16 protein-coding genes are annotated in these 18,901 nt (G+C 69.6%); 9 read left to right on the forward strand and 7 right to left on the reverse strand.

Annotated features, from left to right (window positions below):
- Window positions 1-22: 22 nt before the first annotated feature.
- From ACGFI6_RS36440 to ACGFI6_RS36455, 4 genes are all read right to left on the reverse strand, one after another.
- Window positions 23-871 carry a RimK family alpha-L-glutamate ligase gene (locus ACGFI6_RS36440; protein ID WP_393126908.1) on the reverse strand — a complete coding sequence of 283 codons (849 nt, stop codon included), beginning with the start codon at window positions 869-871 and terminating at the stop codon, window positions 23-25.
- Entirely contained in the window at window positions 828-2,090 is a 1,263-nt protein-coding gene (locus ACGFI6_RS36445; protein WP_393126910.1) for a glycosyltransferase 87 family protein, read from the reverse strand. The genes ACGFI6_RS36440 and ACGFI6_RS36445 overlap by 44 nt, the downstream gene beginning before the upstream one ends.
- A gap of 314 nt (window positions 2,091-2,404) precedes the next feature.
- On the reverse strand, window positions 2,405-3,643 hold the full coding sequence (locus ACGFI6_RS36450) for a DUF2064 domain-containing protein (protein WP_393126912.1): 1,239 nt from the start codon (window positions 3,641-3,643) through the stop codon (window positions 2,405-2,407).
- An 11-nt stretch (window positions 3,644-3,654) separates the two neighbouring features.
- Window positions 3,655-4,302 (reverse strand): glycosyltransferase family 2 protein, encoded by a 648-nt coding sequence (locus ACGFI6_RS36455; RefSeq protein WP_393126914.1) that lies wholly within the window; start codon window positions 4,300-4,302, stop codon window positions 3,655-3,657.
- Window positions 4,303-4,424: 122 nt separating this feature from the next.
- Here ACGFI6_RS36455 and ACGFI6_RS36460 point away from each other — a divergent pair, with 122 nt between their 5' ends.
- Window positions 4,425-5,120, forward strand: coding sequence for a response regulator transcription factor (locus ACGFI6_RS36460; protein ID WP_393126916.1), 696 nt, complete (start codon window positions 4,425-4,427; stop codon window positions 5,118-5,120).
- A 16-nt stretch (window positions 5,121-5,136) separates the two neighbouring features.
- Window positions 5,137-6,297 carry a sensor histidine kinase gene (locus ACGFI6_RS36465; protein WP_393126918.1) on the forward strand — a complete coding sequence of 387 codons (1,161 nt, stop codon included), beginning with the start codon at window positions 5,137-5,139 and terminating at the stop codon, window positions 6,295-6,297.
- On the opposite strand, the gene ACGFI6_RS36470 is transcribed toward ACGFI6_RS36465, so the two are convergent.
- Window positions 6,274-7,290: an NAD-dependent epimerase/dehydratase family protein gene (locus tag ACGFI6_RS36470; RefSeq protein ID WP_393126920.1), complete on the reverse strand. Its 1,017-nt coding sequence runs from the start codon at window positions 7,288-7,290 to the stop codon at window positions 6,274-6,276. The two genes, ACGFI6_RS36465 and ACGFI6_RS36470, sit on opposite strands and share 24 nt — an antisense overlap.
- Window positions 7,290-8,045, reverse strand: a complete 756-nt coding sequence (locus ACGFI6_RS36475; protein WP_393126922.1) for an S-methyl-5'-thioadenosine phosphorylase — start codon at window positions 8,043-8,045, stop codon at window positions 7,290-7,292. The genes ACGFI6_RS36470 and ACGFI6_RS36475 overlap by 1 nt, the downstream gene beginning before the upstream one ends.
- An 86-nt stretch (window positions 8,046-8,131) precedes the next feature.
- On the opposite strand from ACGFI6_RS36475, the gene ACGFI6_RS36480 reads away from it, so the two are divergent.
- Window positions 8,132-8,623, forward strand: a complete 492-nt coding sequence (locus tag ACGFI6_RS36480; RefSeq protein ID WP_393126924.1) for a hypothetical protein — start codon at window positions 8,132-8,134, stop codon at window positions 8,621-8,623.
- A gap of 2 nt (window positions 8,624-8,625) precedes the next feature.
- Here ACGFI6_RS36480 and ACGFI6_RS36485 read toward each other — a convergent pair whose 3' ends face one another.
- A complete protein-coding gene (locus ACGFI6_RS36485; protein WP_393126926.1) occupies window positions 8,626-10,281 on the reverse strand; it encodes a bifunctional 3'-5' exonuclease/DNA polymerase in 1,656 nt (551 codons plus the stop codon).
- A 79-nt stretch (window positions 10,282-10,360) separates the two neighbouring features.
- On the opposite strand from ACGFI6_RS36485, the gene ACGFI6_RS36490 reads away from it, so the two are divergent.
- From ACGFI6_RS36490 to ACGFI6_RS36515, 6 genes are all read left to right on the forward strand, one after another.
- On the forward strand, window positions 10,361-11,713 hold the full coding sequence (locus tag ACGFI6_RS36490; protein WP_393126927.1) for a PLP-dependent aminotransferase family protein: 1,353 nt from the start codon (window positions 10,361-10,363) through the stop codon (window positions 11,711-11,713).
- Window positions 11,714-11,786: 73 nt separating this feature from the next.
- Window positions 11,787-12,695, forward strand: coding sequence for a pyridoxal 5'-phosphate synthase lyase subunit PdxS (pdxS, locus tag ACGFI6_RS36495; RefSeq protein ID WP_393126929.1), 909 nt, complete (start codon window positions 11,787-11,789; stop codon window positions 12,693-12,695).
- A gap of 24 nt (window positions 12,696-12,719) precedes the next feature.
- A complete protein-coding gene (hrpB, locus tag ACGFI6_RS36500; RefSeq protein WP_393126931.1) occupies window positions 12,720-15,233 on the forward strand; it encodes an ATP-dependent helicase HrpB in 2,514 nt (837 codons plus the stop codon).
- Window positions 15,234-15,598: 365 nt separating this feature from the next.
- Window positions 15,599-17,011: an N-acetylglucosamine/diacetylchitobiose ABC transporter substrate-binding protein gene (ngcE, locus tag ACGFI6_RS36505; RefSeq protein WP_393126933.1), complete on the forward strand. Its 1,413-nt coding sequence runs from the start codon at window positions 15,599-15,601 to the stop codon at window positions 17,009-17,011.
- Complete coding sequence (locus tag ACGFI6_RS36510; protein WP_393126935.1) at window positions 17,008-18,009, forward strand: carbohydrate ABC transporter permease; 1,002 nt, start codon at window positions 17,008-17,010, stop codon at window positions 18,007-18,009. The genes ngcE and ACGFI6_RS36510 overlap by 4 nt, the downstream gene beginning before the upstream one ends.
- Window positions 18,006-18,896, forward strand: a complete 891-nt coding sequence (locus tag ACGFI6_RS36515) for a carbohydrate ABC transporter permease (RefSeq protein ID WP_393126937.1) — start codon at window positions 18,006-18,008, stop codon at window positions 18,894-18,896. The genes ACGFI6_RS36510 and ACGFI6_RS36515 overlap by 4 nt, the downstream gene beginning before the upstream one ends.
- The last annotated feature ends 5 nt before the right edge of the window (window positions 18,897-18,901 follow it).

Genomic DNA, 18,901 nt, shown 5'->3' on the forward strand with positions numbered 1-18,901 from the left:
CCCGACTCTAGAAGGCTGCCGGTCAGAGGCGTGCGGCGACTGCGGTGGCGAGTTTGGTGATGGCTTCGGGGGACTGGGGGAAGAACAGGTACGGCTCGATCAGCTCGATCTCCATCAGGAGGAAGCGGCCGTTCACGACCACGCCGTCGACGCGGGCGTAGACCGGGGCCGGGCCGGAGGCGGCCAGGGCGGTCTGGGCGCTCTCGAGTACGTGTGGTGTCGGGTCGGCCGCCTCGGTTCGTCCACCGTGCGACTCCTGGACCCGGTAGTCGCCGTCCGCGGGCCGCTTGACGACCGCGTGGCTGAACTCGCCGTCGAAGAACAGCAGCGACCACTCGCCGTCGGACTGGATCTCGGGCAGGAACGGCTGCACCAGATAGACCACGTCCGGCAGCTCCGCGAGCGCCTGATCCAGCTCCGGTGAGCCCGCGACGCCGCGCACGGTGTGCAGGGCGTTGCCGCTCACGGTCGGCTTGATCACGATCTGCTGGCCGCTCAGCCCGGCGACCACCTCGCGCAGGCACGCGCCGGCGGCGATCTGCGAGGGGACGATCGCGACGCCGCGCTCCCGCAGTTCGAGGAGGTACTGCTTGTCGCTGTTCCAGCGGACCGTGCCAGTGTCGTTCAGGACCGGTACGTCGGCCTTGTCGAGCTGGGCGAGCCACTCGGTGAACTCGTCGTACAGCCGGAAGTAGTCCCACACCGTACGCAGCAGGACCGCGTCGTAGGCGGACCAGTCGACCGACGGGTCGGTCCAGACCTCGACCACCGGATCCAGGCCGGCGGCGCGGAGCGCGGCGAGGAGCGGGCGGTCGTCCGGGAGCAACTCAGCGAGCTCGGCCGAGGTCGCGAGGGCGATGCGTTTCGTCACGCTCGCCAGTGTTCGTGCGTGGGGGCGGTGCGGTCAAACCTGATTTCGCAACGAGTTGGCGACGGACCGTGATGGTGCTGACAACGATGACAGCGGCGGTCAGGTGGATCAGGCCCTGCCGGGTGTCGTGCCCGAAGCTCGCGTAGGCGAGGTAGGCCGCCAGCGGTACGGCGATCCACTCGGCGCGCCGGGCGAGTACGGCGAGGGCGATCAGCGGGAGGCCGTACCACGGGTAGGTCGGCGTGGCGATCAGCAGCGCGGCCCCGTACAGCCAGCAGCAGGTGAGGGCGATCGGGTCCCGTTTTGCGCGGTGAAAGGCGAGCGCGGCGAGGGCGACCGCGAGGACCGCGGCGGCGAGCTGACGAGGCCCAGGAGGCAGCAGGAGCGCGAGAATCGCCGACCGGGAGCTGCCGTCCTCGAAGCCCTCCTGGTTGAGATAACCGGGCAGGAAGCCGAGCACCAAGGTGCCGACGGCAAGAACGTGCGGGACGTACGAGGCGAGGAAGGTGCCCAGGGCAACGAGTGGCTTCTGGTGGCGGAAGGCGGGGAGCAGCAGGAGCGGGAGGAGCTTCACGCTGCCGGCGGCGCCGAGGAGGACGGCGGCGAGCTTCGGGCGGCGGGTGGCGGTGACGACGGCGGCCGCGATCAGGAGCGCGGCGAGTACGTCGACGTGGGCGGCGCTGCCGGCCTCGAGGGCGACGATCGGTGACCAACCCCACAAGGCCGCCCAGCGCGGGTTCTGTACGGCGAGTAGCCAGGTGAGTGCGATTGCGAGCAATGCGGCCGCGATCTGCAGCCCGAGCGTGCCGGCGGACCACGGCGTGAACAGTGCGACCACCGTGAAGTACGCCTCCGCGACAGGCGGGTAGATCGTCGGTACGCCCGGCCGGTTGATCGGCGTCCGTACGTCGTCTACCGGCAACTGCGCCGCATCCTTGGGGATGCCGCTCACCCCGGAGCGCTGATCGGACGTCAGACCCGGGAACAGCACGGGGTCGCGGAGCGTCGCCAACGCGTCGTCGAGCGGCACATACCGGTACGGCGAATGCCCCGCCAACTGCACCCGCCCGTCCCAGACGTACCGGTACGCATCCGTACTGGTGATCGGCGCATGGAACAACCCCGGCACCTGACACAGCCCCGCGATCACCACAACCGTCGCGATGCTCAACCCCCGCCCGAACCGCCAGACGAGCCCCGCCACCACCACAACCCCCACAACCAACACCGCATCCGCCCACCACCCGTACGCCGCAGCCACGACAGCCCCCGCACTGACCGCTACCGCACCCAGACCTACCCCCCACCGCCCAACAACCCGCCTCCCGCGAGCCGCCCCACCAACCCCACCTCTCTGGGCAGGGGCAGGGGCCGGGATAGAGCCTGCGGGGTGCGGTGGCGGGTTGGGGTGTGGTGGGGCGGCTGGGAGCGTCAGCGGGTTGGGGTGCGGGCGCGCGGTGTGATCGCACGTGGGTGCACCGTCCTCTGGGCGTTGTGCTTGGGTGGTGGGATTGGGATCGTCCGGAGTGCGGCTCATGCGGTGCGGCGGAGGGTTAGGAAGGCTCGGTGCGGGGTGCGCCAGTCTTCGGTGGGTTGCAGGGTGGTCTCGCGGGCGTGACGGATCAGCGTTCGGGCGCCGACTCTTGCCCAGGGCAACGGGGTGGAGCGGCGGCCGGTGGAGGTCTGCAGGACGATCGGCGTGGTGTCGTCCAGGTCGTCGTCGGGATCGACCTCGACGAGCACGATGCCGTCCGGGCGGACGAGTTCGGCGCAGCGCCGGAGCAGGTCGGCGGGGTCGCCGCCGATGCCGATGTTCCCGTCCATCAGTATGACGCTGCCCCAGCGCCCCTCGCCGGGCAGCGGCTCCTGGACCGGCCGATGCAGCGCCGCCGCTCCCCGCGACGTCGTGAGCGATACCGCCTGCGGCGACACGTCGACCCCGAGTGCCGGAATTCCACGCTCTGCAAGGGCTGTGACGATCCGCCCCGGTCCGCAGCCGATGTCCAGTACGGGTCCCTCGCACCGGCTCAGTGCGAGGCGATCCACCTCATCCGCGGGCGCCGACCAGCGCTCCAGCTCGGACAGTGCGGGCACCGTTCGCCCATCGATGCCAGTGGCAACAACTCTCGCCGTACCGCCCAGCGCCTGGTCGAACAGCAGCCCTGGATGCGCCGAGTGCTGGAGCCTGCAGAAGAGTCGTGACACCCGCAACCCGGGGAACTCGGCCGCCAGGTACGCGGCATCCCGCGGCGTATCCATGTCCCGCAGCGTCGGCAGCATCCCGACTCGCAACCCCAGCGCCCGCAGGCGTCGCAGCTGGTCGCGTCCGGTGTGGTCGGTCGACATCGGTACGCCCAGCAACGCGCGAGGATCAGGCATCCGCAGCCCGAGGCACCAGAACCCACCGTCCTCGGTCAGCCCGAGCACCGCGTCGTACCCGTTCCACTCGAACGACAGCAGCTCTGGCGCGAGCTGCGGTGTGTCCATCCCGACGAGCAGCATCGGCGTCCCGTCGTACGCGTCCTCGAACGCCGCCGCGATCCGCTCGTCCAGCCCGTCCCCGCGCTGCTTCACTACCTCGAACTCACCCGGCAGCCACGACCCCGCCGTGCCCTCCAACGCGATCACCAGCCGTGCCCCCGTGGCCCGTACGGCGCTCAGCGTGTCCACGAGTGACGCCCGGGCCAGCGCCGCCGCCTCCCGCGCTGTGAACTCGGTCTGCAACCGCGTCTTCACCCGCCCGGCCACGGGCTCCTTCGCAATCACAATCACGGTGCCGCTCATCAGCGCAGTACTTTCGACATGTCCAGGACGGCGCGGGCTGCGCCGAGGGGTGTGCCGGTGACCTTCGAGCGGCCCGAGCGTGGCAGGTAATCGACCTCGACCTCGGCGATCCGCCACCCGGCGTCGGCCGCGCGGACGACCGTCTCCAGTGGGTACCCGGACCGGCGGTCCGTCAACCCGAGGCCGAGCAGCGCCGTACGGCGACCGGCGCGCATCGGGCCGAGATCGTGCAGAGCGACGCCCGTACGCCGCCTGATCCGCCGCGAGAGCTCCGCGTTCGCGAGCCGCAGGTGCCACGGCCAGGCGCCGCGCGAGACAGGCCGCCGACGACCGAGTACCAGGTCTGCCTGACCGCCCTCCACCGGCGCCGTCACCCGGACCAGCTGCTGCGGATCGAGCGACGCGTCCGCATCCATCACCGCGACGATGTCCGCGTCAGCTGCCTCCAGCCCGGCGTGACATGCGGCCCCGTACCCCTTGACGTCGCAAGTCACCACGGTGGCGCCCAGGTCCGCGGCGACTGTGGGTGAGCCGTCCGTGGAGCCGTTGTCGACGACGATGGCACGGACGCCGGCCGGGAGCCTTTCCAGGATCCAGGGCAGGGCGGCCGCCTCGTTCAGGCACGGCAGGACGAGATCGACGGGCATGTCTCGACCGTAGGTACGGATCGGCCTAGCCGGAGCCCGAACACGACTACGGATCGCTTACGGCATACTGCGTTCCGGGGAGGCCCGAACTGCCGACCGTCCGGAGGATCTAGGCTCTGAGCGTGGCTACCCGTGTGCTCGTCGTCGACGACGACCCGACCGTGTCCAATGTCGTCTCGGCGTACCTGACCAAGGCCGGGTACGAAGCCCGTGTCGTCCCGGACGGCGCGTCGGCGGTCGAGGTCTGGCAGCAGTGGAAACCGACGGTCGTCGTACTGGACGTGATGCTGCCCGTGCTGTCCGGTCTGGAGGTGCTGCGCCGGATGCGTGCGGCCGACGACGGTGCGGCCGTGATCATGCTGTCGGCGCGCGGCGAGGAGGAGGACCGGCTGGTCGGCCTCGAGGTCGGCGCGGACGACTACGTGGTGAAGCCGTTCAGCCCGCGGGAGCTGACGCTGCGAGTGCAGGCGATGGTGCGGCGCGAGGAGCGGCTGGCCGGGCTGGACCTGACGCCGACGAAGCTCAGCGCGGGGCCGGTGATCGTCGACACGGCGGCACGGCGCGCGTACCTCGACGACGAGCAGTTGTCGCTGACGCACCGCGAGTTCGACTTGCTCGCGTACCTGGTGGCGCATGCCGGCAAGGCGTACACGAAGGTCGAGTTGCTGCGCCGGGTGTGGGGCTGGGACTTCGGCGACTCGTCGACGGTGATCGTGCACGTCCGCCGGTTGCGCGAGAAGCTCGAGCTCGACCCGTCCGACCCGAAGCTGGTGCTCACGGTCCCGCGGACCGGGTACATGTTCGCCGGCGACGCGTGATCAGCAAGGCTTTCCGATGACCAAAGACATGGCAACGATCCTCGCCCTGACGACGCTCTGGACGCTCGTGGTGGCGGCGGTCGGCGCTGCGATCCTGTGGCAGTTCCGCCGCCGTTCGCTGCGGGTGACGATGATCGTCGCTGGGCTGGCGCCGATGGCCGCCGCGCTGGCCGCGGTCCTGCAGAGCGTCCGGGCGATGTTCATCTCCGAGCACGACTCGTGGGTGGTGCTGTGGACGCTGGCGTTCGCGGCCCTGCTCGGCCTGGTCATGTCGGTCCTGCTCGGGCACTGGATCAGCACCGGATCGCGCGACGTCGGACGGCGGCTGCGGCATCTCGGGACGTCGTACGAGCCGCCGGACGTTGCCGGTGGCGCGGTTCCTGCGGAGCTGGCCGAGCTGACCGACGAGCTGGAGATCACCCGGAAGAAGCTTGCCGCTTCACATCAGCGGGAGCGGGCGCTGGAGTCGAGCCGGCGGGAGCTGGTCGCGTTCATGTCGCACGACCTGCGGACGCCGCTGGCCGGGCTGCGGGCGGTGTCCGAGGGGCTCGAGGACGGCGTGATCGACGACGTACCGGGGGCGTTGCGGCAGATGCGGTCGACCGTCGACCGGATGACCGGGCTGGTGGACGACCTGTTCGAGCTGTCCCGGCTGTCGGCCGCTCCGCCGCCACGGCGGCGGTCCGCGGTGAGTCTGCGCGAGCTCGTCGACGACGTCGCCGGGGAGAACAACGAGCACGCGCGGGCCGAGGGCGTGCAGCTCGCGGTGACCACGCCGACCGACGCGGATCGCCTCGCGGTCCAAGGTGATCCGGACGAGCTGACCCGCGCGGTCACGAACCTGGTCGGCAACGCGATCCGGCACACGGCGCCGGGTGGGACCGTGACGCTCGCGGTGGATCGCGAGACCGACGGGCGGGTCCGGCTCGCGGTGACCGACGGCTGCGGCGGGATCCCCACCGACGATCTGGACCGGGTGTTCGACATCGGCTGGCGCGGCGACGAGCAGCGGACGCCTGCCACCGCCGCGTCCGGATCGAGCGGCGGCGGCCTCGGGCTGGCGATCGCGCGCGGCGTCGTCGAGTCCCACGACGGCAACATTGCCGTCAGCAACATCGACGGCGGCTGCGCCTTCGAGATCGACCTCCCGGCCTCAGTCGGCAGCAGCGCCGAGTAGGTCGGCCAGTCCGGTCGGCAGGTCGTACGCGGGCTTCCAGCCGAGCTCGTGCTTGATGCGGTCCGACGACGCGGTGATGTGCCGTACGTCGCCGAGGCGGTACTGTCCCGTGACGATCGGCTCGGGGCCGTCGTACGCGCGGGCCAGCTCGCTGGCGACCTGCCCGATGGTGCTGACCGTCCCGCTGCCCACGTTGTACGCCGTGAAGGCCGGCTGCTGGGGGAGTGCGGACGCCGAGAGCGTGACGGCGGTAGCGATGTCACGGACGTGGACGAAGTCGCGGCGCTGCCGGCCGTCCTCGAAGACTCGTGGCGTCTCACCGCGTTCGAGCATCGACCGGAAGATCGCGGCGACCCCGGCGTACGGCGTGTTGCGCGGCATGCCCGGTCCGTACACGTTGTGGAAGCGGAGCGCAGTGACCCGGCCGCCCGTCTCGCGAGCCCACACCGCGGCGAGGTGCTCGCCGTTGAGCTTGCTGGCCGCGTAGGCGTTCCGCGGATCGAGGACGGCGTCCTCGGTGACGAAGCCCGGCCGGAGCGGCGCAGCGCAGTACGGGCAGGGCGGTTCGAAACGGCCCGCGTCCAGATCCTCGCTGCGCCGGGGTCCCGGAGCAACCGGCCCGTGGACGTCGCAGTCGTAGCGCCCCTCGCCGTACACGACCATCGAGCTGGCGTAGACGAGATTCCGGATGCTGCCGAGCGACTTGAGCAGTACGGCCGTACCGAGACTGTTCGAGGAGACGTAGTCGTCGATGTCGTCCAGGTGAACGCCCAGGCCGACCTTGGCGGCGAGGTGCACGACGGTGTCGATGCCCTCGAACGTGCGTGGGTCGCGGACGTCGCCGATGATCAGATCGTCCCGCGGCGCGGGACGTTCGCTGTGCACGTCCGGGCGGAACGAGTCGAGTACCGTGACTTCGTGGCCCTCGGCAAGGAGCTGGTGGTGGACGTGCCGGCCGATGAAGCCGGCGCCGCCGGTGAGCAGGACCTTCATCAGGCGTCCAGCGGGTGGTGGCAGCTGCAGTCGGCATCGGGTTCGGGGAGCTGCCCGACGACGTCCTTCAGCAGGTGCTGGAGGCGTTCGATGCTCTGCTTGAACGCTGCGTACACCTCGGCCTGCGTGACGCCCGTACCGGTCTCGACGCCCGCGTCGTGGTCCGTGACGACGGCGATCGAGGTGTAGCAGAGCGCGAGGTCGCGGGCGATCGCCGCTTCCGGCGCGCCGGTCATCCCGACCACGGACCACCCCTGCGCGGCGTGCCACTGGGACTCGGCGCGGGTGGAGAATCGCGGCCCGTTGATCACCACCATGGTCCCGTCCGGTACGACGTTGCCGGCAGCAATCACCGTGGCGCGGCCGACGGGGCAGTACGGGTCCGCGGCGGAGACGTGCACCACCTCGTCGTGCACGGTCTGCTCGCGGCCCCAGGTGCGGTCGACGTACTGATCGGGGACGACGAACGTGCCCGGAGTCAGCTCAGGCTTCAGCGAGCCGACCGCGCACGGGCCGAGCACCTGGCGGACGCCGAGCTCGCGGAGCGCCCACAGGTTCGCCCGGTAGTTGACGCGGTGCGGCGCGAAGCGGTGATCCGCACCGTGCCGGGGGATGAACGCGACCGAACGCCCGTCCAGCTCGCCGACGACGGGCGCCTCGCTGGGCGCCCCGAACGGGGTGTCGATCGAGATGGTCTCCGCCTTGTCCAGGAACGAGTAGAACCCGGACCCGCCGAGCACGCCGATGTCAGCCATGCTCCCGACGCTAGTGCCACCCCACGCCGCGACTACGCGATCCGGCTGGACCGTCAGCGCTCCGTAAGGGGTGATCGAATGGGGGCGTGGAGATCTCCTGGGTGCTGCTCGCGGTGGGCGTGGTGCTGCTGCTCGGCGCCTACGCGAGCTGGACCGCGGGCCGCCTCGATCGCCTGCACCATCGGGTCGAGCTCGCCCGCGCGTCGCTGGAGACCGAGCTCGCCCGGCGCTCCGCCCTGGTCGCGGAGCTGGCGGGCAGCGACATCCTCGACGCGGCCTCCGCGTTGCTGCTCGTCGACGCGGCGCACCGGGCGCGAGCGGCTTCGCTGGAGCCGATCGAGGTGCACGAGCAGGCGGAGTCCGCGCTGACCCGGGCGATCCATGCCACCGGCACCGATGTCGAGCCATGGGCGGGCGAGCTCAACCTGGCGATGCGTCGCGTGCAGCTGGCGCGGCGTTTCCACAACGATGTCGTGGTCTCCACCCGGGACCTGCGGCAGCGCCGGCTGGTCAGCTGGTTCCGGCTCGCGGGCCGGGCGCCGATGCCGACCACGATCGAGCTCGAGGACGGCGAATAGTTCTACTTGGCGTCGGCGTAGACCTCGACCGTGGCGGTGGTGAACGCGAAGTTGGTGGGCGTCGAGCCGAACGTGAGCGTGCCGGCCAGATCGCTCGCCTGCTGGATCGCCGCCGTGACCTGATCGGCCTCGTCTTGAGGGCAATGCACGATCACCTCGTCGTGCTGGAAGAAGACGAGCTCCGCCTTCAGCGACGTCAGGGACTGGCGAAGGGCGGCGAGCATCAACAGCGCCCAGTCGGCGGCGGAGCCCTGGACGACGAAGTTCCGGGTGAAGCGCCCGCGGGCGCGTGCGTGCCGTGGATCTGCAGCCGGGACATCGGCGGGCGGGCCCTCCAGGAGCGCGGCGTCGAGTGCGTGACCGGCGGGTGGACATGTACGGCCGAGGTACGTCCGCACGAGCCGGCCGTCCTCGCCGAGCCGGGCTGCGTCGTCGACGTACGCAACGGCGCGCGGGAACCGTTTGCGGAGCATGGCGAGGTTCTTCAGGCCGTCGCCGGACGTCTGGCCGTAGATCGCTCCCAGGACGGCGATCTTGGCCTGTGCGCGATCACCCGCGAAGGCCTGGTCCGAGACCGCTTTGTACAGGTCGCCGGGATCGCTCGCGACCTCCATCAGCGCTGGGTCGCGGGAGATCGCGGCCAGGATCCGCGGCTCGAGCTGCGACGCGTCGGCCACCACCAGGCGCCAGCCCGGATCCGCGACGACCGCGCGGCGGATCACCTTCGGGATCTGCAGCCCGCCGCCACCGTTGGTGATCCAGCGCCCGGAGACGGTGCCGCCGGGCACGAACCCGGGCCGGAAGCGCCCGTCGTGGACCCAGTCGTTGAGCCAGCTCCAGCCGTTCGCGGTGTAGATCCGATAGAGCTTCTTGTACTCCAGGAGGGGCGGGACAGCCGGGTGGTCGAGGTGCTCGAGCTCCCACTTGCGGGTCGACTTCACCTGGTACCCGGCCTGTTTGAACGCTTTGAGTACGTCGGCGGGCAGCTCGGGACGTACCCGATGGCCGAACGCCGCGGAGATCTCGTCGGCGAGCTCGGTCAGCCGCCGCGGCTCACCCGTTCCGCCGAAGCGCTCGCCGAGCAGGTCGCTCAGCACCTGCCGGTGCGCGTCCGCGCTCCACGGCAGGCCGGCCAGGTCCATCTCGGCGGCGACCAGCATCGCGGACGATTCCGATGCCGTGAGCAACCGCATGCGATCCGGGTACTCGGCCTGCTCGTGCCGGCGGAGCTGATCGGCGTACACCCGGAGGAGCGCCTCGAACGGGACCGGCTCCGGGGCGATGTCGAACAACGACGACTGCTCACCCGGCACGACGGCACGCAGCGGCGGATCGGCCGGGACCGGGCCGCCGCTCAACCGGCCCCACGCGGCGGCCGCGGACCGTGGCTCGCCGAGCCGGCCCTCGTGACCGAGCAGCAGGCCCTCGGTGTTCTCGATGTCGTAGCACCGCTCGACCCGGACCCCGGCCGCCAGTAACCGCGGGTAGATCTCGGCCGAAGCCCGCCAGACCCACCGCGAAACCTGCGGCCGCGACGCAACCGCCCGCACCAGGTCCGCCTCGTGCACCACCTCACCAGCAGGCTGCCCGTCCGGGTGCAGCGCAACCAATGCAGCGCCCCCACCCGCCCCGACCCCCACAGCCCACCGCTCGTCCACCCCCACATCCTCACACCGCCCACCGACAACTTTGAGCACTCAGACGGGGTGATCAGGCCAGTTGTGGGAGACTGGACTTATGTGGCGGGTGGGGGATCTGGACGGGGCGGACGGGACCAAGACCGAGCAGGTTGAAGGGCTCGTACTGCGGCGGATCGAGCGTGGCGACCTGTCGATCGGGTCCCGGTTGCCGTCGGAGCGGGTGCTCGCGGAACGGCTCGGGGTGAGCCGGGTGACCGTCGTACGCGCGTTCGAGAACCTGCGCCGTGACGGCGTACTCGAGACCAAGCGCGGCTCCGGGACCGTGGTACGACCACTGGACCGGCTACTGGACCCAGTTGCACCGGCGTCGACTGTGACAGCGGGGGACCGCCCCGTACTGGACCTGCGCTTCGCGACCACAGCCGCACCGCACGACGTGGCCGAAGCAGCAGCGCAGATCGTGCAGGACGGGCTCCCACAGGCCATGGGAGGTGACGGTCCGCCGCCAGGTGGCTCGCCAGAGCTCAGGGCAGCGTTGGCCGACCGCCTTACGCGCGAAGGCGTTCCCACGGAGCCGGAGCAGCTGACGCTCACCGTCGGTGCAGCAGCCGGCCTGAATGCCGCGCTGGCCGGACTGGACCTCGGACCCGGCGTGGCGATCACCGAAACACCGACGTACCCGGCGGCCTTTGATCTGCTGCGTAAGCACCGCCTGGACGTGGCCGGGTGGCCGGCCGGGGTCTGGGACACCGATCAGCTGGCCCACCTGTGCCGGCGGCATCGGCCGAAGGTCATCTACCTCCAGGCGGACAACCACAACCCCACCGGGCTGAGCCTGCCGGCCGACCGACGGCAGGCGGTGGTTGAGATTGCTCGCCGTTATGGCGCGGCCTTGATCAGTGACGAGACCATGCGTCCGCTCTGGTTGGCGAACGGCAAGCAGGCCGAGCCGCTGAGCCGATACCCCAGGACGGTCAGCGTGGGGTCGCTCTCGAAGACTGTCTGGGGTGGGCTGCGGGTCGGGTGGGTCCGGACCGGCAAGCAGCTGCGGCGGCGGATCAACAGTGCCGCACAGCTCAGTGTTGCGTCGCCGAGTGCGCTGGACGACCTTCTGGCGCAGGCGATCGTGCCGAAGCTCGACAAAGTCATCGGCCGCCGCCGCACCAGGCTGCGAGCCAACCTGAACGCCCTCGAGACTGGTCTGCGTACGCTCGACGGCGTCGCGTGGTCCACCCCGACCGGCGGTATGACCCTGTGGCTGGAGCTGACCGAGACCAGGGCGCGGCGGGTGCTCGACGCAGCCCGCGAACGCAGCCTGCTGCTCGGCGCCGGTGACCTGTTCACGCCGGACGCCACTGATCGCCGGCACATCCGGATCCCGTTCACCGCCCCGCCGGCGACGCTGCGGCTGGTCGTTTCCCGGCTGGGGGAGTCGCTTCAGTCCACTTGATCCGAGGTGGACTGAAGTTAGCTGCCCGGAACCTCCTAATCTGGACAGTGAGCCCCACGACCAGGAGGAAGCAGTGACCGAGAACCAGACCCAGGCTGCGCCGGAGACCGGGACCGCGAAGGTCAAGCGCGGCATGGCGGAGATGCTCAAGGGCGGCGTGATCATGGACGTCGTCACCGCCGAGCAGGCCAAGATCGCCGAGGACGCCGGTGCGGTCGCGGTGATGGCGCTCGAGCGCGTGCCCGCCGACATCCGCGCGCAGGGTGGCGTCTCCCGGATGAGCGACCCGGACATGATCGACTCGATCATCGCCGCGGTGTCGATCCCGGTGATGGCCAAGGCCCGGATCGGTCACTTCGTCGAGGCCCAGGTGCTGCAGAGCCTCGGCGTGGACTACATCGACGAGTCCGAGGTGCTCACCCCGGCCGACTACGCGAACCACATCGACAAGTGGAACTTCACCGTTCCGTTCGTCTGCGGCGCGACCAACCTCGGCGAGGCGCTGCGCCGGATCACCGAGGGGGCGGCGATGATCCGCTCCAAGGGCGAGGCCGGCACCGGTGACGTCTCGAACGCGACCACCCACATGCGCCAGATCCGCCAGGAGATCCGCAAGCTGACGAGCCTCCCCGAGGACGAGCTGTACGTCGCTGCGAAGGAGCTGCAGGCGCCGTACGAGCTGGTCAAGGAGGTCGCCGCGCTCGGCAAGCTGCCGGTCGTGCTGTTCACCGCCGGCGGCATCGCCACCCCGGCCGACGCCGCGATGATGATGCAGCTCGGCGCCGAGGGCGTGTTCGTCGGCTCCGGCATCTTCAAGTCCGGCAACCCCGCGCAGCGCGCCGAGGCGATCGTCAAGGCCACCACGTTCCACGACGACCCCGACGTGATCGCCAAGGTCTCCCGAGGCCTCGGCGAAGCCATGGTCGGCATCAACGTCGACGAGATCCCCCAGCCGCACCGCCTTGCCGACCGCGGCTGGTAAGGAGTTGTCGGCTAGCTTCTAGGGGTGTTGCTGCCTGAGTCGTCCGTGCCGGGGGCGGAGCTGCCGGTGCGGGCGGTGTTGCCTGCGACTGTTGAGGCCGTGCGGTCGCGCGGTACGGCGGTGCTGGTTGCGCCGCCTGGGTCGGGGAAGACCTCGTTGTTGCCGCTGGCGCTGGGGGACGCGCTCGAGGGCACGATCGTCGTCGCCGAGCCGCGCAGGATGGCGACTCGCGCGGCGGCGACCCGGCTGGCGACGCTGGTCGGCGAGCCGCTCGGGCAGCGGATCGGCTACGCGATGCGTGGCGAACGCAGCGGCGGCAAGGGGCTCCGCGTCGAGGTAGTGACGACTGGGCTTCTGGTACGGCGGTTGCAGCAGGACCCGGAGTTGCCAGGGGTCGCTGCGATCGTGATCGACGAGTGTCATGAGCGGCACCTCGATGCGGATCTGCTGCTGGCGTTCTGCATCGACATCCGGGCGAATCTCCGGGAAGATCTGGCGCTGGTTGCGACCTCGGCGACTGCGGATACGCTCAGGCTGAGTCGTGCTTTGGGTACGGATGCGCCGGCGCCCGTCGTTATCGCGTCGGCTGCGCTGTTCGACGTGGGGATCGAATGGGCGCCACCACCGGTGCCCGTACCGTTGCTTCCCGGTGGGCGGGTTGATCCGCGCCTGCTGGATCATGTTGCGGCTGTGGTGCGGCGGGCGTTGACGGAGAACGACGGCGACATCCTCGTGTTCGTTCCGGGGGAGGCCGAGATCAATGGTGTGACGCGTCGGTTGGGCGATGCGAACGTGTTGCCGTTGTTCGGTCGTCAGTCGAGGGCCGAACAGGAGCGTGCGCTGACGCCGGGTGCGACACGGCGGATCGTGGTGACGACGTCGGTCGCGGAGAGTTCGCTGACGGTGCCTGGGGTGCGGGTGGTGGTCGACTCGGGGCTGGCTCGGGAGCCTCGGACCGATCAGTCCCGTGGTCTCGGGGCGTTGGTGACGTGCCGGGTGTCGAGGTCGTCGGCCGATCAGCGGGCGGGGCGTGCTGGGCGGGAGGCGCCTGGCCGGGTCTATCGGTGCTGGTCTGCTACCGATCACTCGCATCTGGACGATCATCCGGCGCCGGAGATCGCGATCGCCGATCTGGCGGGGTTCGCGCTCGATCTTGCGGCCTGGGGTGCACCGGGTGGTGAGGGGCTGCGGTTGCTGGATGCGCCGCCGGTGGTGGCGATGAGCGCGGCGACGGAGTTGTTGCGGCGGCTTGATGCTGTTGACGACGGTGGCCGGATCACTGAGCGGGGACGGCGGATGGCGGCGATCGGCGCGCATCCCCGGTTGGCGCGTGCGTTGCTGGACGGTGCGCCGCGGGTCGGTGCCGATCGGGCCCGGGAGATCGTCGCGATGCTCTCGGACGACTCCGGCCGCGACTTCGGCGATGACCTGCCGGCCCGCTGGCGAGCCCTCCGCCGTGGCACCGACCGAGCCGCCACAACCCGCTGGCGAGAAGAAGTAAAACGTCTCACCCGAAATACCCCAACCACAGAACACTCAACTGGAGTTGGACCGCGGCCGGCGGATGATCTGGCGGTGGGGGTGGTCGTGGGGTTGGCTTATCCGGATCGGGTGGGGCGGGTTCGGGGGGCTGACTCGGTGACGTACCAGATGTCTGGGGGTACGGGAGCCGCGCTGGATCCGGGGTCGCCGCTGCGGAGTACGAGTTGGCTGGCGATCGCGGTCGCTGATCGCGCGCCCGGTCGTGCTGACGCGAGGATCCGTTCCGCGGCGCCGATCGACGAGCGGACCGCGCGGGACGTCGCGGCCGATCTGGTCTCGACCACCGACCAGATCCGTTGGGACGACGGCCGGATCGTGACGCGGCGCGTGGAGACACTCGGTGCGATCGTGCTCAACGACGTACCACTGACCAACCCCGACCGGCTGCTCGTCCAGGCAGCCGTCCGCGACGGGATCCAGCGCAGCGGCCTGTCCGTACTGCGCTGGTCAGACACTGCGCTCGCCCTGCGAGAGCGGCTGGCGTTCTGCCACGCCCATCTCGGAGACCCGTGGCCCGCTGTGGACGACGAAGCACTCCTGGGTGATCTCGACGCCTGGCTGGGCCCTGAGCTCACCTCGGTACGAAACTCGCGGGATCTTGCCCACCTCGACCTGACCTCCGCCCTCCGACGGCTCCTCCCATGGCCCGCAGCAACCCGGTTCGCCGAACTCGCACCAGAACGGCTCCAGGTCCCGTCCGGCACCCAGGTGCGACTCGCGTACGACGGTGTCGAGCCGCCCGTCCTCGCAGTGAAGCTCCAGGAGGTTTTCGGCTGGACCGAAACTCCTGTCGTCGCGGACGGCCGGGTCCCGGTCGTACTGCATCTCCTGTCGCCCGCACGGCGCCCGGTAGCGATCACGAGCGATCTCGCCTCGTTCTGGCAACAGGGTTATCCGCAGGTCCGAGCCGACCTGCGAGCCCGCTACCCCCGGCATCCCTGGCCGGACGATCCACTCACCGCCGTCCCGACCAAGCGCCCGAAACCGCGCCGCTGAACCGGATCACCCCTGTCCAGAGGTCACGAAATGGGATCGGATTCGGCGCGTCGGTCGCGGCGCCGGGGCAGGACAGCGAGCGTGGGGGCCGTGGATTGCAGAGTGGTTCGAGGCTGTTCGGCCGCCGGTTGCCGGGTCCAGGACTCGCCGTCCGGAGGCTTGACGTCGAACGACTTTAGTCAAGACAATGCGTAATGCCTCGAGGGGGGCGGTGCGTGGAAGCGCGCACTGCTGCCGATCGTGCGGCCGGAACGTGGGCGACCGGCCGCGACGAGCGCTGGCCGGCTACGGGACGGGGGACGCTCACCACAAGGGGCAGGTGCGAACAGCACCGTCGGGAATCTAGTGAGAAGAGGCAGGACGAAATGAGCGAGACCAGCAAGATCGGACGTCGGAGTCTGCTGCGGGGGAGCCTGGCCACGGCCGCGGTGCTGCCCCTCGGCGGCGCGCTCGCCAGCTGCGCGGCCAGTGGTAGCAACGACGACAACTCCTCGCAGGGCGGGGAGAAGACGTCGGACAACCCGTTCGGCATGGCGGACAAGTCGTCCGTCGACGCGGTGATCTTCAACGGTGGTTACGGCTACGACTATGTGACGTTCGCGGCCAACATCGTTCAGCAGAAGCACTCGGGCTCGACGGTCAAGGTTTCCCCGTCCACCCAGATCGCTCAGCAGTTGCAGCCGCGCTTCGTCGGTGGCAACCCGCCGGACCTGATCGACAACTCCGGCGCGAACCAGATCGGCTTCAACACGATCCTGGACCAGCTGGCACCGCTGGACGACGTCTTCGAGGCCAACAACCTCGAGGGCACGAAGATCGCCGACACGCTGTACGCGGGCGTCAAGGCTCCCGGTACGTACGGGGACAAGTTCCTCGCGATCAACTACGTACTGACCCTCTACGGCCTGTGGTACTCCGACAGCCTGTTCAAGGCGAACGGCTGGACGCCGCCGAAGACGTACGAGGAGCTGCTCGACCTGGGCGCCAAGGCCAAGGCCAAGGGCAAGTACCTGTTCGTCTGGGGCAAGGAGGCCGCGACCTACTACCAGACGATGGCCATCGACTCGGCGATCAAGGAGGGCGGCGACGACGTCCGCCTGTCGCTGGGCAACCTCGAGGGCGACTGCTGGTCCAAGCAGCAGGTCCAGGACGTCTTCAAGGCCATGGAGACCATGGTCAAGAACGGCTACTTCGTGCCGGGTGGTGCGGGGACCCAGTTCACCGCCGCGCAGGCGAAGTGGAGCAACGACCAGCAGGCGATCCTGTACCCGTCGGGTTCCTGGATCGAGAACGAGATGAAGAAGGCCACCAAAGCCGGCTTCGACATGAAGGGCATCCCGGAGCCCACGCTGACCGCGAACTCCAAGCTGCCGTATGAGACGCTGCGCAGCGCGGCCGGCGAGCCGTTCGTCGTGCCGTCCAAGGCCAAGAACGTGGCCGGAGGCAAGGAAGTACTGCGGGCGATGCTGTCCAAGGACGCGGCGACCAACTTCGCCAAGACCCGGCTGGCGCCGACGATCGTCAAGGGCCTGGTTCCGGCGGACGGCTTCGGCTCGACCGCTCTGCAGTCGCAGACCGCGATGCTCGACGCGGCCGGCACCAACGTCTTCGACTACCAGTTCATCACGCTGTACGGCACGAACCCCGACCAGCTCGTGGTCTGGAACTCGTTCCTGTCCGGCAAGCTGGACGCGGCCGGCCTGACCAAGGGCCTGCAGCAGATCACTGACAAGGTGCGCAACGACAGCTCCGTCAAGAAGATCCCGGTCACGAAGTGACCGTGACGCAAGACGTCGTACCGGGTGGTGGGCCGCAGCGGCCCGCCGCCCGGCGGCGCCGGCCGCTGACCTTCGACCGGATCAGCTTCATGGTCGTGTTCCTCGGTCTGCCGCTGGCGGTCTTCCTGATCTTCGTGGTCTCCCCGTTCGTGCAGGCGCTGTACTACTCGCTGACCGACTGGTCCGGGTTCAGTGCGGGACAGAACTTCGTCGGCTTCGACAACTACGTCAAGCTGTTCCACGACGACATCTTCCTGAAAGCGGTCCGCAACAACGTCGAGCTCGCGATCGTCGTGCCGTTGGTGACGATCGTGCTGTCGCTGACCCTGGCGACGCTGGTGACGATCGGCGGCTCGGGCACCGGTACGGTCCGCGGCCTGCGGAACTCCGGCTACTACCGGATCGTCTCGTTCTTCCCGTACGTGATCCCCGCGATCGTGATCGGCCTGATCTGGGCCCAGGTGTTCACGCCCGGCTCGGGCATCCTGGACGCGGTGCTGTCCAAGATCGGGCTGCACGGCTTCGAGAACTACGCCTGGCTCGGTGATGCGCGGACCGCGATGCCGGCCTCGATGTTCGTGATGATCTGGGGCTTCGTCGGCTTCTACATGGTGCTGTTCATCGCGGCCATCCGGGGCATCGAGCCCGAGGTGTTCGAGGCGGCCCGGATCGACGGCGCCGGCCGGTTCCGGACCGCGGTCTCGATCACGCTGCCGCTGATCCGCGACAACGTGCAGACGGCGTACGTCTATCTCGGGATCGCCGCGCTCGACGCCTTCGTGTACATGCAGGCGCTGAACCCCGGTGGTGGCCCGCAGAACTCGACCCTCGTGATGCCCCAGCAGCTGTTCACCACGGCCTTCACCAAGGGCCAGTTCGGATATTCGACGGCGATGGGCGTGATCCTGGCCGCCGTCACGATGCTGTTCGCGCTCCTGGTCTTCCTGGTGAACGCCCTGACCGGCGGACGCGAGCGAAAGGTCAAGGTACGCCGATGACAACGACTGTCGACCGGGCCGAACCGGTCGCCCGGCCCCGCGTGCCCGGCAGGCGCGCCCGGGAGGGCAAGGGCGTCGCCACGACCGCGCACATCGCGCTGATCCTGTGGTCGCTGCTGGTGATCCTCCCGCTGTTGTGGACGCTGGTCTCCTCGTTCAAGTCGACGCAGGAGGTCCTGGGCAACCCGCTGACGCTGCCGCACAAGCTGCGGTTCGAGAACTACTCCAACGCCTGGACGACGGCCGGCATCGGCCGGTACTTCGCGAACACCGTGATCGTCGTGGGCTGCGCACTCGTGCTGGTGATGGTCCTCGGCGCCATGTGCGCGTACGTACTGGCCAGGTTCACGTTCCCCGGCAACCGGCTGATCTACTACTCGATGCTCGCCGGCCTGACCTTCCCGGTCTTCCTGGCGATCGTGCCGCTGTTCTTCACGCTGAAGAACTTCAACCTGCTCAACACGCTGCCCGGGCTGATCATCACCTACGTCGCGTTCGCGCTGCCGTTCACGGTCTTCTTCCTGCACTCCTTCTTCAAGGCGCTGCCGGGCGAGATCTACGAGGCGGCGCAGATCGACGGGGCCGGCGAGTGGCGCTCGTTCTTCTCGGTGATGCTGCCGATGGCGCGGCCGGGGATGGCCTCGGTTGCCATCTTCAACTTCCTCGGCCTCTGGAACCAGTTCCTGCTGCCGGTCGCCCTGAACACCGACTCGAAGAACTACGTGCTCTCGCAGGGCATGGCGTCGTTCGCGTCGCAGGCCGGTTACGCGGTGGACTTCGGTGCGCTGTTCGCGGCCGTGGTGATCACGGTGGCGCCGGTGCTCGTCGTCTACATCATCTTCCAGCGGCAGTTGCAGGTCTCGGTCACCGCCGGCGGTGTGAAGTAGCGCGC

The sequence above is a fragment of the Kribbella sp. NPDC048928 genome, assembly GCF_043197975.1.
GTDB lineage: Bacteria > Actinomycetota > Actinomycetes > Propionibacteriales > Kribbellaceae > Kribbella.